The sequence below is a fragment of the Paenibacillus monticola genome, from assembly GCF_009664975.1.
GTDB classification, from domain to species: domain Bacteria; phylum Bacillota; class Bacilli; order Paenibacillales; family Paenibacillaceae; genus Paenibacillus_AQ; species Paenibacillus_AQ monticola.
On the sequence record NZ_WJXB01000004.1, the window covers coordinates 512912 to 527433 of the forward strand.

14 protein-coding genes are annotated in these 14522 nt (G+C 44.8%); all 14 read left to right on the plus strand.

Annotated elements, in window-relative coordinates; all coding sequences use genetic code 11:
* The first annotated feature begins 36 nt into the window (after positions 1–36).
* The 14 genes from fliW to argC all read left to right on the plus strand — a co-directional run bounded on the left by fliW (position 37) and on the right by argC (position 14501).
* Positions 37–483: a flagellar assembly protein FliW gene (fliW, locus tag GJB61_RS14910; RefSeq protein ID WP_154119277.1), complete on the plus strand. Its 447-nt coding sequence runs from the start codon at positions 37–39 to the stop codon at positions 481–483.
* Position 484: 1 nt separating this feature from the next.
* Entirely contained in the window at positions 485–718 is a 234-nt protein-coding gene (csrA, locus tag GJB61_RS14915; protein ID WP_154119278.1) for a carbon storage regulator CsrA, read from the plus strand.
* 145 nt (positions 719–863) lie between these two features.
* Positions 864–2186, plus strand: a complete 1323-nt coding sequence (locus tag GJB61_RS14920) for a flagellin N-terminal helical domain-containing protein (protein ID WP_154119279.1) — start codon at positions 864–866, stop codon at positions 2184–2186.
* Between the two features lie 279 nt (positions 2187–2465).
* Positions 2466–2864, plus strand: coding sequence for a flagellar protein FlaG (locus tag GJB61_RS14925; protein WP_154119280.1), 399 nt, complete (start codon positions 2466–2468; stop codon positions 2862–2864).
* Positions 2865–2879: 15 nt separating this feature from the next.
* Positions 2880–4358: a flagellar filament capping protein FliD gene (fliD, locus tag GJB61_RS14930; protein ID WP_154119281.1), complete on the plus strand. Its 1479-nt coding sequence runs from the start codon at positions 2880–2882 to the stop codon at positions 4356–4358.
* Positions 4359–4377: 19 nt separating this feature from the next.
* Positions 4378–4770, plus strand: coding sequence for a flagellar export chaperone FliS (gene fliS / locus GJB61_RS14935; protein ID WP_154119282.1), 393 nt, complete (start codon positions 4378–4380; stop codon positions 4768–4770).
* Positions 4763–5098, plus strand: a complete 336-nt coding sequence (locus tag GJB61_RS14940) for a flagellar protein FliT (RefSeq protein ID WP_195724341.1) — start codon at positions 4763–4765, stop codon at positions 5096–5098. The genes fliS and GJB61_RS14940 overlap by 8 nt, the downstream gene beginning before the upstream one ends.
* Positions 5099–5325: 227 nt before the next feature.
* Positions 5326–5523: a cold shock domain-containing protein gene (locus tag GJB61_RS14945; protein ID WP_036721237.1), complete on the plus strand. Its 198-nt coding sequence runs from the start codon at positions 5326–5328 to the stop codon at positions 5521–5523.
* 219 nt (positions 5524–5742) lie between these two features.
* On the plus strand, positions 5743–7176 hold the full coding sequence (locus GJB61_RS14950; RefSeq protein ID WP_195724342.1) for an S-layer homology domain-containing protein: 1434 nt from the start codon (positions 5743–5745) through the stop codon (positions 7174–7176).
* 300 nt (positions 7177–7476) lie between these two features.
* On the plus strand, positions 7477–8028 hold the full coding sequence (gene hpf / locus GJB61_RS14955) for a ribosome hibernation-promoting factor, HPF/YfiA family (RefSeq protein ID WP_154119285.1): 552 nt from the start codon (positions 7477–7479) through the stop codon (positions 8026–8028).
* Between the two features lie 263 nt (positions 8029–8291).
* Entirely contained in the window at positions 8292–10802 is a 2511-nt protein-coding gene (secA, locus tag GJB61_RS14960; RefSeq protein WP_154119286.1) for a preprotein translocase subunit SecA, read from the plus strand.
* Between the two features lie 337 nt (positions 10803–11139).
* A protein-coding gene (prfB, locus tag GJB61_RS14965) for a peptide chain release factor 2 (RefSeq protein ID WP_154119287.1) occupies positions 11140–12253 on the plus strand; the annotation gives its coding sequence in 2 pieces (ribosomal slippage) (positions 11140–11211 and positions 11213–12253; 1113 coding nt in all).
* 12 nt (positions 12254–12265) lie between these two features.
* Complete coding sequence (locus GJB61_RS14970; RefSeq protein WP_154119288.1) at positions 12266–13150, plus strand: YitT family protein; 885 nt, start codon at positions 12266–12268, stop codon at positions 13148–13150.
* A gap of 295 nt (positions 13151–13445) precedes the next feature.
* Positions 13446–14501, plus strand: coding sequence for an N-acetyl-gamma-glutamyl-phosphate reductase (gene argC, locus GJB61_RS14975; RefSeq protein ID WP_154119289.1), 1056 nt, complete (start codon positions 13446–13448; stop codon positions 14499–14501).
* The last annotated feature ends 21 nt before the right edge of the window (positions 14502–14522 follow it).

Consider the following 14522-nt stretch of genomic DNA (forward strand, 5'->3'; position numbering starts at 1 on the left):
TTTTGTTAAACAAATGATAAAGGAGTGTTCATAATAATGATTATAGAAACGTTGACATGGGGAACGCTTGATATAAACGAGGATCAGGTGTACCACTTCTCCAAAGGAATCCCCGGTTTTGAGGAAGAAACGGAGTTTGCCGTAATCATAGGGGAGGAGGGACCCTTCTCTTATCTCCAATCTTTAAACAATCAGAGCTTATCCTTTCTCTTAAGTGATCCCTTTGTCTTCTACCCAGCCTATGAATTTCAGCTGCCAGAGAGTGATAAGGAAGAGTTGGAGCTAGAAGATGATGTTATCGTTTGCTGTATCGTGACTATTAAAGACGAACTGGAGCAAGCAACGTTGAATCTACTGGCTCCTATTGTACTGAATCCGGTTAAACATACCGGTAAACAGGTAGTGTTGCACAAATCGTCCTACGGGACTAAACACCGTTTGTGGAATGCTGTGGAAGAGGTACTTCAGAAGGGTGGCGAATGAGATGCTTGTACTTACACGTAAAAAGGGCGAATCCATCATCATCCAGGATAATATTGAAATCACCATTCTAAGTGTGGATGGGGATAGTATTAGGGTAGGGATTTCTGCGCCCAAGCATGTCGATATCTTTCGCCAGGAAGTCTATTTATCGATCAAGGAATCTAACAAGGAATCGGCTACTTCAGGTACCACTAATCTAAGCGCACTCATGGATCGCTTACGTGAGCAAAAATAAATTAAAGAAATTTCATAATAGCTATAAACAATACGATGCTGAGGTCGATATATATAACAGGTGCTGAATCGAAAGGGACGGCCGGCCTGATCGGCAGCACTTACCACATGGATGTGGACAAACTATTTCAAGGAGGAATTTTATTATGATTATCAACCACAATATGGGCTCCATCAATGCTAACAGAAACATGAACATCAACGCAGGTAACGCCAGCAAATCAATGGAAAAGCTTTCTTCAGGTCTTCGCATTAACAAAGCCGGCGACGATGCAGCAGGTCTTGCTATTTCCGAAAAAATGAGAGGCCAGATTCGTGGTCTTGATCAAGCTTCTAGTAACTCCCAAGATGCAATTTCTCTCTTGCAAACGGCTGAAGGCGCATTGAGCGAAACAACTTCCATTCTGCAAAGAATGAGAGAACTGGCTGTTCAAGGATCGAATGACACATTGAACTCCAACGATAGAGGCCAAGTACAAAAAGAATTGGATCAGTTGACTTCTGAAATAGATAGAATTGGTAACAACACAGAGTTCAATACTAAGAAACTACTTAATGGTGGAGCTAATGTAACGGGTGTATCTACTGTTGATGCACTTGCTACTGTCACTGGAGGAACTGGCGATACAGTAGTAGGTACTGTAGTAACTCTTACTGGCTCAACTCTTGCAACTAAGGCAACTGCTACAAGAGCTGCTGCATTTACAGGAAATGTTACTACTGCATTATCTGCTGATGTTACTGTAAATGGTACTCAGTTTAAATTTGCTGTTGGTACTACTCAAGCCGATGTAATAAAAACCATTAATGATGCAGCTGTTGGAGTTAAGGCATCAGAAGTAGCAGGTGGATTAGTATTGACATCTACCAACGAAGGAAGTGCCGCGAAATTCACATCTAATGCGGCTGCTGCTGCTACTCAGGTAGCTTCTGTTGGTATTGATGCTACTGTAGCTGGTGCAGGTAGTTACACAGCACAGGGTAACACTGTAACTATTACAAGTGGTAATGCTAAGGGATTGCAATTTGAAGTAAATGGTGCGGCTGCTGCTACAGTTATGACTGTAACTGGAAACGGAACATTGAACTTCCAAATCGGTGCTAATGAAAATCAAATGATGAACGTTGGCGTTGCAGATATGAGAGCAACTGCACTTGGAGTTTCAGGAGTTCAAGTAACTGATTCCGCAACAGCAACTACAGCGATCACTACAATCCAAACTGCAATTGATTCTGTTTCTTCCGAAAGATCCAAGCTTGGTGCATACACAAACAGACTTGAACACACCATTGCCAACTTGGGTACTGCTTCCGAGAACATGACTTCTGCTGAATCCCGTATCAGAGACGTTGACATGGCTAAAGAAATGTCAACATTCTCCAAGAACAACATTCTTTCGCAGGCTGCTCAAGCAATGTTGGCTCAAGCTAACCAACAGCCACAACAGGTTCTGCAGTTGTTGAGATAATTAGTTGGAAACATACTAGCAATAGTATGGAGTCAGAGCGAAAGCTCTGGCTTTTTTTATTATTATTAATCATGTTGAACAAACACCAGTAGCTGGAAAGTAGCTACTGGTGTTTGTTTTTTTATCGAAGTCGGTGGAGACTTAACAAGAAACTGTTGGAAAGTTATAATTCTAAGCTTTTTTATCAATCTGCAGGATAATTCTTCCGCTGTATATTCATCTAACGCACCGAATAACCGATAAATAGAGTATGAATGAAAGCTATCGGGGGGATTCGGTATGGAGATTCGTCTTTCGGGTTCAGGGAACTATAGTAATAAATCAATAGATACGGTGAGTGCACCTATTACACCTCCTAAGAGCGAGGTCAAAGAAGACAGTAGCGCGATAGCACAATTACCCAGCTATGTGGAAATAAGGGGATTGGAGAATCAGGGTGTCTCTGTTTCAACAGCAGATGAACAGGTTGTCAAAGCACTTGATCGTGCGCTCAAAGCGTTGCAGGGACCGACAGTTGATTTTGAAGTTAGTATGCACAAACCAACCAATACAATAATGATCAAAATGCGGAATAAGGATACCGGCGAGTTGATCAGAGAAATCCCTGCTGAGAAGACGCTTGATCTTGTGGCTAGTATGATGAAGATTGCAGGAATATTAATTGATGAAAGAATATAAATAGGAGGGTATGATATGGTAACTCGAATAAGTGGGTTGGCTTCTGGTATGGATGTGGACACACTAGTGAAACAAATGATGACCGCAAAACGCGTGCCTTTGGACAAATTATCTCAACAAAAACAGACGCTCACGTGGCAGAGAGACAATTATCGTGATATAAACAGTAAACTTGTCGATTTCCGTAACTCTAAGCTAATGACGTATAATAAATCTACGGAGTTGAATACTCAGACGGCTGTTGTAAGCGGAAATACAACTGCAATGAAGGCTGAAGCAACAGCCGATGCTAACGGGATTCCTATCTCAATGGAAATCACCCAACTTGCCAAGCCAGCTTCATGGGAGTCCGGGATTGTACCAGCTCCTTCGACGGGTACAGCCAAGACTACTTCACAATCCAAACTAAGTGCACTTACAGGCGCCGACCCTGCAACTCAAACTTATAATATCGTAATCAATGGTAAAACTTTGGATTTTGACAAGGACCTGACCATAGGGGAAGTCGTATCCAAGATTAATACAAGTGCAGCTAATGTGACGGCTACATTTGATGAAGTTTCAGGCAAGTTCTCCATCGCTTCGAAGACTTATGGATCTGAAGGTAAGGTTGTAATCAGTGATCCAAGTACTCTGTTGACGGTATTGGGATCAACTGGACCATACACTCAAGTTAATTCTCAGCCTGCACTGGTGAAAATCAATGGTAGTGCATCAACTACAAGCTTTGATAGTAACCGCTTTAGTCTGAATGGCGTTCAGTTTACATTACTGGCAGTTTCAGGTGGTAACGCTACAACAGTAACAACACAATCAGATCCCGCAAAGGCAATAGAGACGATTACTAGTTTTGTGAAGGATTACAACGATTTGTTAGGTGCACTACAAACCAAGGTTGACGAAGCACGTTATAAGGATTTTCCTCCCCTCACGGATGAGCAGAAGAAAGATATGAGTGATAGTGATATTACACAATGGGAAGCCAAAGCAAAAAGTGGATTGCTGAAGAATGATGACATTCTGAAATCTACTATCTCTTCAATGCGTGAAGAACTAACGAAGAAAATTGGCGATCTGAGTGCCATTGGAATAACAGCAGGGCCTTATTACGAGAATGGGAAACTGCATATTGACCAAACCGTTTTGAAAAAAGCAATACTGGACGATCCACAAAAAGTTACCTCTATCTTTCAAAGCTCTACAGGCGGCTCAGATGGATTATTTGATAAATTAACTACAAAAGTCGATGCTGCTCTGGACAAGATTGTAACCAAAGCAGGGACTTCGAAGTTCTCATCAGACATAACCATTGCTTACAAGAAGGACAGCCTGATAGGGAAAAGTTTATCGGATTATACTAATCGAATTAGCGCATTTCAGGACAGACTAACCGATTTAGAGACTAGCTACTACAAAAAGTTTACGTCCATGGAGACTGCTATGAATAAATACAATAACCAGTCCAGTATGATTACTAACTTCATGGCACAATAATTGATAGAGGTGAATTCACATGATGACTTCTCCATATGAGAAATATCGTCAGTCTTCTGTTCAGACAGCAACGCCTGCACAATTGCTAATTATGCTTTATGATGGAGCGATACGCTTCGCTAGAACGGCAATGGATGGAATCAGCAAACAGGATTATGAGAAGTCCAATTTGAATTTTGGCAAGGCACAGAATATTGTAAAGGAACTAATGATTACATTGGACCAGACTTACGAGGTTTCCAAGGGCCTATACGCACTTTATGAATATATTAATTATTTGCTTGTCGAAGCGAATGTCCACAAGAGTCAAGAGAAAACCGAAGAAGCCATAGGCTATCTCACAGACCTTCGAGAAACTTGGTTTCAGGCTTCCAAAATCGCTGCGAGTCAGCCTGAAATTACCCATGGATGAACTCATTCGGAGTTTAGAACAGTTGACCCAGGGGATTATGGGCCGCCTGAATGAAGCCCCTTACGAGGAGCTTGAGTCCTTCGTGGAGAAACGACAGAATATTGTCGATTCTATGGGGGAAAGAGCGGCAATATTCCAACCAACGCCTGCGCAGAAACAGGAAATTAATCGAATCTTGGAAGACGATGCTGCAATTCTCGCCGCAATGAATTCTCATCGCCTCGAAGCCCAAGACTGGCTGCAGAAGCGTAATCAGGCCAAGGCACAGCATAACGCATACGATACACATTACGCTCCAGATAGTATTTTAATGGATCGCAAAAAATAATACATTCTTCTTGATTCACCTCAGGAGCAGATGGGTATTTATAAACCATCTGCTCCTTTTTTTTGCTGTTAAGCCGTTTTTTTATTCTATTTATTGTTAAATTAAGGAATGGTAATTTATTGCATGTAAACATTTACTATTCCAATTGACAATTGAGAAGTTGCGGTGGTATAGTCGATTTGTGAGCAAGACTCACGTTCATCTGATGACGAAGGGAATGTTTATCAATGGAAGGTAAAGTAAAGTGGTTTAATGCAGAAAAGGGTTATGGTTTTATCGAGACTTCAGATGGTGGCGACGTATTCGTACATTTCTCCGCAATTCAAACAGATGGTTTCAAGACATTGGATGAAGGTCAATCCGTAGAATTCGACATCGTTGAAGGCGCACGCGGACCACAAGCAGCTAACGTAATCAAATTATAATCATCCGGCGAAGCCGACCTACATATATGGTAGATGGTTAGCAATTGAGGACAACGCTAGCGAGGACTTTGGGACTATTCCCAGGGTCCTTTTTTCATGGAGTATTATCTTTTTTATAATAAATGTTAACATCCGCTAAAATATGGGTAATGAAGAAGGTTGGGCTTTTTATCTTGCCTCGACGTACTCTAACTTTAGCACAGGAGGATGATTAGCAGTATGAACAAGAAGTGGCGTGGTATTATGACCGGAATATTGGGGATCAGTATGTTATTGGGATCTCTTGGCAGTGTTTCCGCTGCACCGGTACCAAAGGATATTCAAGGTCATTGGGCACAAAGTCAGCTGCAGGAATGGCTGGATGCAGGTTACTTGCACGGGTACCAGGATGGTACCGTCAAACCAAACAAAGCTATTACTCGAGGGGAGTATGTAGCACTTGTAAACCGTCTGTTCGGTTTCACAGAAACAACGACTATCAGCTTTAAGGATCTTAAGAGCTCTAACTGGGCTTACGCTGAAGTTGCCAAGGCTGTAAAAGCAGGATATATCGGTGGGTATGAAAATAATACGTTCCGTTCGAACAATGCATTGACCCGACAGGAAGCCGCTGTCATTGTGGCAAAGGTACTTGGCTTAAATACAAATTCAACCACTACCAATTTCAAGGACAATGCTCAAATTGCTTCGTGGAGCCGGGGTGCAGTGTCTGCTGCAGCAGCAAAGAGGATCATTAACGGATATCCGGACGGAACTTTTGGTCCAAAGAAAGCGTTAACACGTGCAGAAGCGGTTGGTATTATTAGCAACTCGGTTATTTATAAACCAACAAGCCCAGGTGGTGTAGTTACACCTACGCCAACTCCTACTGCAACACCAACACCAACGGCTAGCCCAGTACCAACTGCTACAACTGCTCCAGGCAGTGGATCAGGTGGCGGAGGATCCGGAGGAGGTGGAGGAGGAACAGTCACTACTCCGACAGTAAGCGGTGCAACCTACGGTAATGTTGGCGTCGTTACGGCGGATGTCTATCTAACTCCTTCCGTAACTGGCGCAGTATACTATGTAGTCGCACCTTCTAATAGCGGTGTACCAACTGCCTTTCAGGTGCGGGATGGACTGAAGAGTGACGGAACATTAGGAGTGAATCACGGAAACAAGGCGACTTTAGCCAATACAACGGTTTCTTTCTCTGTTTACGGTTTATCAGCTGGCACTGAGTATGCAACTTATGTGACAGTTGCTGATGCTTCCGGCAATTGGTCTGCTGTTTCAACAGTCCAATTTACGACTGTCTCAGTCTCAGGTCCTGCAACCTCGATTTCACAGTTTGAACCGGGTAATGTAGGCACTGTAACTGCAGATGTGTATGTTACTTATGGACAGATTAGTGGCCCTACAGAGTCATTAAGTTATGTTATATTGCCTGATAGTGCTGTAGACCCTAGTGCAGCGCAAATAGCGGCTGGGCAGGATAGCACAGGTGTGGTATCGCCATTGAAGGGAACGATTTCAACCGCTCCGGCGGGAGTTGAGTACACACTTTCATTGAGCGGGCTAGCGGCCAACACCGGATATAAGATTTATCTTATAAAGGGATCGGTTAGTCCTTGGTCGCCCATAGAAATCATTCGTATCCATACGAAATAAACGTTAACTGTTAGAAAATGTGTCCGGAACAGGCGATTTGCCCATTCCGGACTTTTTTTAAAAATTTTTAGAGATTCATAGGTTTCGCATGATAACGTATCTTTATATTTTCCACAGAAATCGGTGCCACCCATCTAAAGGACTGCGAAGCCATTTCTTTTTGTTTTCGGCATATTTCGCCTGCTTTTGTCAGCGTTGTGTCACCTTTTATTAACTAAATGTAAAGGCTGTCATCTTTTGCTTTTTACTTAGCTCTAACAATTTGGTATACTGATCTTGTACAACAAAGGAGGAGTGCCCATGCAATTCAGCATTCGAGGTCAACAAATTGAAGTGACCGAGGCTTTGAGAGAATATGTTGATAAGAAGCTCAGCAGACTTGAGAAGTATTTCGATGCACCCCCTACCTCAGAAGGATATGTGACGCTTGGCGTCGTTCGTGGCCTTCATACGGTGGAAGTAACAATACCACTAGCGGGTGTGACACTTCGTGCCGAAGATCGTAGCGATGACATGTATGCATCAACAGACGCTGTAGTGGACAAGCTGGAACGCCAGATTCGTAAACACAAGACCAAGCTTAATCGTAAGTTCCGCCAGGAAGGAAGCCTGAAGACATTATTTGTGGAAGGAGCTAATGGCGCTGTTGCTTTAGATGAACAGGATTACGATGATTTGGAAGTTGTACGGAATAAGCGCTTTATCTTGAAACCTATGGATGTGGAAGAAGCGATTCTGCAGATGAACATGGTTGGTCATACATTTTTTGTATTTTCCAATATTGACACTTCTGAAGTGAGCGTTGTTTATAAACGCAATGATGGTAAATATGGATTAATTGAGCAGGACTAGGCCGGAGCACTGCCAGTAATGCGGCGAGTGGCCAAGGTTTGATGAAGAAAATTAAAACGAGCCCCTATTCGCATGAAGCGAATAGGGCTCTTGTGCGTATATATAGAAGTTGTGAAAACAAAGCTTCATATTGCTTGTATTGCGGCATCTCTTACAAACTGTTACAATTTATGAAGCAGCGGAATCGAATTTATAAATGGCCCTTTCAATTCTATGAGGATGGGCTCGATTCCACCATCTGTGTTGCATGAAAGGGGTTAACCATGCTAGGACTTGTGAAGAAAATATTCGGCGACACCAACGAACGCGATGTCAAACGTCTAATGAAGACGGTCGATGTAATTAATGGATTGGAATCGGAATTTGCGGTGCTCTCGGATGAAGCACTGATGGCTAAAACAGACGAATTCCGTGCCCGTATTGAAAAAGGCGAAAAGCTGGAAGAGATTCTTCCCGAAGCATTTGCTACTGTACGTGAGGCTTCCAAACGGACGCTTGGCATGCGGCATTTTGATGTACAGTTAGTCGGAGGTATGGCACTGCATGAAGGCAGAATCTCCGAGATGAAGACCGGTGAAGGTAAGACACTGGTAGGTACTTTGCCAGTTTATTTGAATGCGTTGCTCGGTAAAGGGGTACACGTTGTAACCGTTAATGATTATCTGGCTCAGCGCGATAGCGCGCAAATGGGACAAATCTATAACTTTCTGGGCATGACGGTTGGGGTGAACCTGAGCGGAATGGACCATGATGATAAACAAGCAGCGTACGCCTGCGATGTTACGTATGGCACGAATAACGAATTTGGCTTTGATTACTTGCGTGACAACATGGTGCTCTATAAAGAGCAAATGGTACAACGTCCTTTGTATTTCTGTATTATCGATGAAGTGGATTCTATCCTTATCGATGAAGCGCGGACTCCTCTTATTATTTCAGGTCAGGCAGAGAAATCTACTGAGCTGTATTTTGCAGCAGACCGTTTCGTGAAGAAATTGACTGCAGAAGAGGATTATACCGTAGATATTAAGGTGAAATCCATTGCTCTTACAGAGAAGGGCGTAGCTATTGCTGAACGCGCTTTTGGAATCGAGAACCTCTATGACCATAGTAATGTCACTCTGAATCATCATATTGTTCAAGCCCTCAAGGCGAATGTTATTATGCGTCGTGATGTGGATTACGTTGTGAATGAGGAAGAAGAAGTCGTTATTGTGGATGAATTCACAGGCCGCCTTATGGCGGGACGGCGTTACAGTGATGGACTGCATCAGGCTATTGAAGCAAAGGAAGAAATCGAGGTGCAGAACGAGAGCATGACGCTGGCCACGATAACCTTCCAGAACTACTTCCGGATGTATCGTAAGCTGGGTGGTATGACCGGTACTGCGAAGACGGAAGAAGAGGAATTGAAGAACATTTACGGCCTGGAAGTTCTGCAGGTCCCAACGAATAAACCCAACCAGCGTCTGGATCATCCTGACGTGGTCTACAAGAGTGAGAACGGTAAGTTTAACGCTGTTGTGGAAGAAATTGTTGAGCGGCATAAGAAGAACCAACCGGTGCTTGTAGGTACTGTCTCCATCGAGAACTCGGAGCGTGTCTCTGAAATGCTCAAACGCAAAGGCGTCAAACACCAAGTTCTTAACGCCAAGCATCATGCTGCGGAAGCGGAGATCATTTCCTACGCTGGGCAACCAGGTACAGTTACTATTGCGACTAATATGGCTGGACGTGGTACGGATATCGTTCTGGGTGAAGGAGTTACGGATCTTGGGGGTCTGCATATTATTGGTACAGAGCGCCATGAATCTCGGCGAATTGATAACCAGTTACGCGGACGGGCTGGACGTCAAGGCGACCCGGGTTCTACACAATTTTATTTATCACTCGGTGATGTACTGATGAAACGTTTTGGCGCAGACAATGTACTGAACATGATGGATCGCCTTGGCTTCGAGGAAGATCAGCCGATTGAGAGCCGGATGATTAGCCGTGCGGTTGAATCTGCACAGAAGCGGGTTGAAGGTAATAACTTTGATGTTCGTAAAGTTGTACTGCAATATGATGACGTTATGAACCAGCAGCGTGGCATTATTTATAAACAACGCCGCGAAATTCTGGAGTCTGATAATATCAAAGATGTGGTAATCGAGATGATTAAGCCGGTCATTGAACGTATTGTCAATGCGCATTGCAGCGACGATATCCCTGAGAACTGGGAGTTGCAGGAGGTTGCTGATTACGTGAATAGCAAGCTGCTGGATGAAGGCTCTCTGACCCGTGATGATATGTGGGGCAAGGAAGTAGAAGAGATTATCGAATATATCTTTGGGCTCGTGCTGGAGAAGTATGCTGCTCGTGAAGAACGTCTTGGCTCAGAGCTGGTACGCGAATTTGAGAAAGTAATCGTTCTGCGCTCCGTAGACAGCAAATGGATGGATCATATCGATGCTATGGATCAATTGCGTCAAGGGATTCACCTGCGTGCATACGGCGGTACAGATCCGCTGCGCGAATATCAGTTCGAAGGTTTCGAAATGTTCAATGAGATGACTGCTACGATTCAGGAAGAAGTGGCGACTTATATTATGAAGGCGCACATTGAGACGAATCAGGAACGGCAGTCGGTTGTGGAAGAAGATAAAATTTCCACAAACAGTGAACCTGTTGAGAAACGTCCGGTGCACATTGAGTCAACGGTTGGACGTAACGACCCATGTCCTTGTGGAAGTGGCAAGAAATATAAGAATTGCCACGGTCAGAACGCGTAAGAAGAACCACCAGATAAGTCTTGAGTATTATTCTTATAGGGTATAATGACAATAAGAGCGGCTGGGCCCGGGGTTACCCGTTTGCGGCCCAGCCGCTTTTTTGGACTTTATGCATTTTGGTGATCGTGCAGCGCAGCAGGCGGAATTGTTCTGGAGAAGCGTAGCGTTTGCCTTTATCCCCGGATTTCATTCATTGGATATTAATTCGAGAAATCCGGGGATAACAGCAATCGGAAGAATAATCCGCCAGCGAAGCGGCATTCGATCACAAAGGGCTTCCAAAGAGTCCAATAGCGCAAGACGCAACAACCTATTTTGAAAGGTGAAGTGAACTCCCATGATAGATCCGAATGTAAAGCACGACCTGCGTGAAATAGGCAAGAAACTAACTAATCTTAGGGGGTCACTTTGACTTAGACCTGAAGCAGGAGATTATTGCCAACTTCGAGGAGAAGATGGCGGCTCCCGGTTTTTGGGATGATAGTGACAAGGCACAAGGCGTAATCGCCGAGATGAATGCGGTAAAGCTATCAGTGGATCAATACGAGAAGCTGCAGCAGGAGTATGATGATGCCGAGATGATGACTGAGCTGGCGGATGATGAGGGTGACGAGGATCTGGCAGCCGAGACGGGAGCAACCATCCGTGAATTGATGAAGCGACTGGATGAATTCGAGCTGCAGCTGCTATTGAATCAGCCTTACGATAAGCTTAATGCGATTCTGGAGTTACATCCGGGTGCAGGGGGAACGGAGTCTCAGGACTGGGGTCAAATGCTGCTGCGTATGTATACTCGCTGGGCAGAGAAGCATGGCTTTAAGGTTGAGGTTCTCGATTATCTTGCGGGTGACGAGGCTGGAATCAAGAGTGTAACTCTTCTTATAAAAGGCTTCAATGCTTATGGATACCTGAAGACGGAGAAAGGTGTGCATCGTTTAGTGCGTATTTCTCCTTTTGACGGCTCTGGACGACGCCATACCTCCTTTGTATCCTGCGATGTTGTGCCGGAAATTCTGGATGATGTAGAAGTGGAAATTCGTACGGAGGATTTGAAGATCGATACTTACCGCGCTACAGGCGCAGGCGGTCAGCATATTAATACAACGGACTCTGCGGTGCGGATTACCCATCTTCCATCAGGTATTGTAGTGACCTGCCAGAATGAACGCTCCCAGATCAAGAACAGGGAACAAGCCATGACGATGCTGCGCTCCAAGCTGTATGAACGTAAGCTGCAGGAGCAGCAGGCGCATTTGGATGAGATTCGGGGCGAACAATCGGATATTGCCTGGGGCAGTCAGATTCGTTCTTATGTGTTCCATCCGTATAGTATGGTCAAAGATCACCGGACCTCCGTGGAAACAGGGAATGTAGGAGCGGTAATGGATGGCGATTTGGATGCATTTATCGATGGTTATTTGCGCAGCCAGATTAAGACAGAGGCAGAATAAGGAGATCCATGCATGCAAAAAATCAAATCGCGCAACAAGCCCCCGTTTATTCCCCTAAATGGACCGTTGCGTCATACCACTGATATCGCATTAATTCTGATTGGTTCGCTAATCACTGCACTTGCTTTTAATCTGTTTTTTCTGCCGAATCGTATTGCTTCGGGGGGCGTATCCGGTCTGTCGGTGCTGGCTGAGGCTTGGTTTGGAGCAGAACCGGCCTTTACCCAATGGGCGCTGAATATTCCTTTGTTTGTGCTCGGGATATTGTTCCTTGGCAAACAATACGGAATTCGTTCTTTGCTGGGGAGTTTCGTCTTGCCGTTGTTTATCTTTTTGACGAAGGACGGACCGATTCCAACGATGAATCCACTACTCGCTTCTATTTATGGCGGGATTGGCGTGGGATTGGGACTTGGATTAGTATTCCGCGGGCGTGGTTCGACAGGCGGGTTGACGATTTTGGCACAAATTATTCAAAAGATATCCGGCCTCAGCTTCTCCATGTCTGTTGTCCTGCTGGATGGTACGGTAATCACTCTGGCTGCCTTTGTACTAGGCATGGAGCAGGCGTTGTATGCACTAATCGGACTGTTCGTCACGGGCAGGGTCATTAATGCCTTGGAGGTTGGCTTCAGCAGTACAAAGGTTGCGTATATTATCTCGGATCAGACGGAGGAAATATCACAGGCTATCTTGAATGATCTGGATCGTGGTTTAACGAAGCTGAACGCTCAAGGTGGCTATACGGGCGATGACCGTACGGTGCTGATGGTAGTAGTAGGCCAGAACGAGATTGCAAGGCTTAAAGCGATTGTCCGTTCAGTGGACCCGGGAGCATTCGTTATTATTACTGAAGCACATGAAGTGCTGGGCGAAGGATTCAAAAGAGAAGCATAAATTCTCCTTTAAGGAGGGGTTATGCTTCTCTTTTTTAAAATATAAGAATTCATATGTTTCACACGATAACTTATCCTTATATTTCTCGAAGAAACGGGTACCGTCCATATAAAGGACGGCAAAGCCGTTTCATCTTGTAGGAAAGTTAACTTAACGTGTTGTATTTATATTAATTCAGTCGTATAATAATACATATTTGCAGGATGGTATACATGGGTTAATATCCGGGAATGAAGCTGCTTGGCAGCCTTTAGATAGATTCTAGTTTTTGGTAAATTAGAAGCAGAAAGCGGGGATGACAGTGGAAGGCAAGCTGAGGGCGGCAATTGTGGGGTCAACGGGGTATGGGGGCGTGGAGCTGATTCGGCTGCTGCAAAACCATCCTATGGTAGAGATTACTTCGGTAATTTCCTCGTCGAGTGCTGGTGCTCCTATTGAGGAAGGTTTTCCGCATTTGACTGGGGTTATTGAGCGCAATCTGGATGGCGTCGACCCGGCTGAGATCGCCGGTAGGGCGGATGTGGTCTTTACGGCAACGCCGTCAGGAGTGAGCGCCAAATTGGTGCCGCAGCTGCTCGAAGCTGGACTCAAGGTAGTGGATCTGTCCGGCGATTTCCGGCTGAAGGATGGTGCTGAATATGAGCATTGGTATAAGCATCCGGCTCCAGCAGATGTCTATCTGCAACAGGCTGTATACGGACTGTGTGAAGTATTTGGCGAACGAGTGGCAGGTGTGGATTTCGTGTCCAATCCCGGCTGTTATTCAACAGCTGCGCTGCTGGGATTAATTCCGGCTCTTCAGGCAGGCTGGATTAAGCATGACAGTATCATTATTGATGCTAAATCCGGAGTGTCCGGAGCAGGTCGGGGAACGAGCCTGACGGTCCATTTTGCGGAGATCAATGAGAACTTCAAAGCTTATAAAATGAACAAACACCAGCACATCCCGGAAATCGAACAGACGCTTACTGAGATCGCAGGGGAAAAAGTTACGGTAACGTTCACCACCCATCTCGTGCCGATGAACCGTGGAATTATGAATACGATGTATGCAGGGATGAATAGCCATTATACCGAGCAGGATTTTGTGGAATTATATCGTGAATATTATGCAGGGCGACCGTATGTGCGTGTTCGGGATGTTGGTGTGGTTCCGGCAACGAAGGAAGTTAGCGGCTCTAATTATTGTGATATTGGTTTTGCAACAGATGCCCGTACAGGACGGGTTACGATTGTGTCCGTCATTGATAACCTCGTGAAGGGTGCAGCAGGGCAAGCGATACAGAACCTGAATTTGATGATGGGATGGGAGGAAACCCTTGGACTTGGCTACACACCTGTGTATCCATAAGGTTCAGTGGTAACGATAATT

Bases quoted from the DNA above. Each gene is read 5' to 3' on its own strand.
- fliW (WP_154119277.1), top strand. From the start codon at position 37: ATGATTATAGAAACGTTGACATGGGGAACGCTTGATATAAACGAGGAT.
- csrA (WP_154119278.1), top strand. From the start codon at position 485: ATGCTTGTACTTACACGTAAAAAGGGCGAATCCATCATCATCCAGGAT.
- GJB61_RS14920 (WP_154119279.1), top strand. From the start codon at position 864: ATGATTATCAACCACAATATGGGCTCCATCAATGCTAACAGAAACATG.
- GJB61_RS14925 (WP_154119280.1), top strand. From the start codon at position 2,466: ATGGAGATTCGTCTTTCGGGTTCAGGGAACTATAGTAATAAATCAATA.
- fliD (WP_154119281.1), top strand. From the start codon at position 2,880: ATGGTAACTCGAATAAGTGGGTTGGCTTCTGGTATGGATGTGGACACA.
- fliS (WP_154119282.1), top strand. From the start codon at position 4,378: ATGATGACTTCTCCATATGAGAAATATCGTCAGTCTTCTGTTCAGACA.
- GJB61_RS14940 (WP_195724341.1), top strand. From the start codon at position 4,763: ATGGATGAACTCATTCGGAGTTTAGAACAGTTGACCCAGGGGATTATG.
- GJB61_RS14945 (WP_036721237.1), top strand. From the start codon at position 5,326: ATGGAAGGTAAAGTAAAGTGGTTTAATGCAGAAAAGGGTTATGGTTTT.
- GJB61_RS14950 (WP_195724342.1), top strand. From the start codon at position 5,743: ATGAACAAGAAGTGGCGTGGTATTATGACCGGAATATTGGGGATCAGT.
- hpf (WP_154119285.1), top strand. From the start codon at position 7,477: ATGCAATTCAGCATTCGAGGTCAACAAATTGAAGTGACCGAGGCTTTG.
- secA (WP_154119286.1), top strand. From the start codon at position 8,292: ATGCTAGGACTTGTGAAGAAAATATTCGGCGACACCAACGAACGCGAT.
- GJB61_RS14970 (WP_154119288.1), top strand. From the start codon at position 12,266: ATGCAAAAAATCAAATCGCGCAACAAGCCCCCGTTTATTCCCCTAAAT.
- argC (WP_154119289.1), top strand. From the start codon at position 13,446: ATGACAGTGGAAGGCAAGCTGAGGGCGGCAATTGTGGGGTCAACGGGG.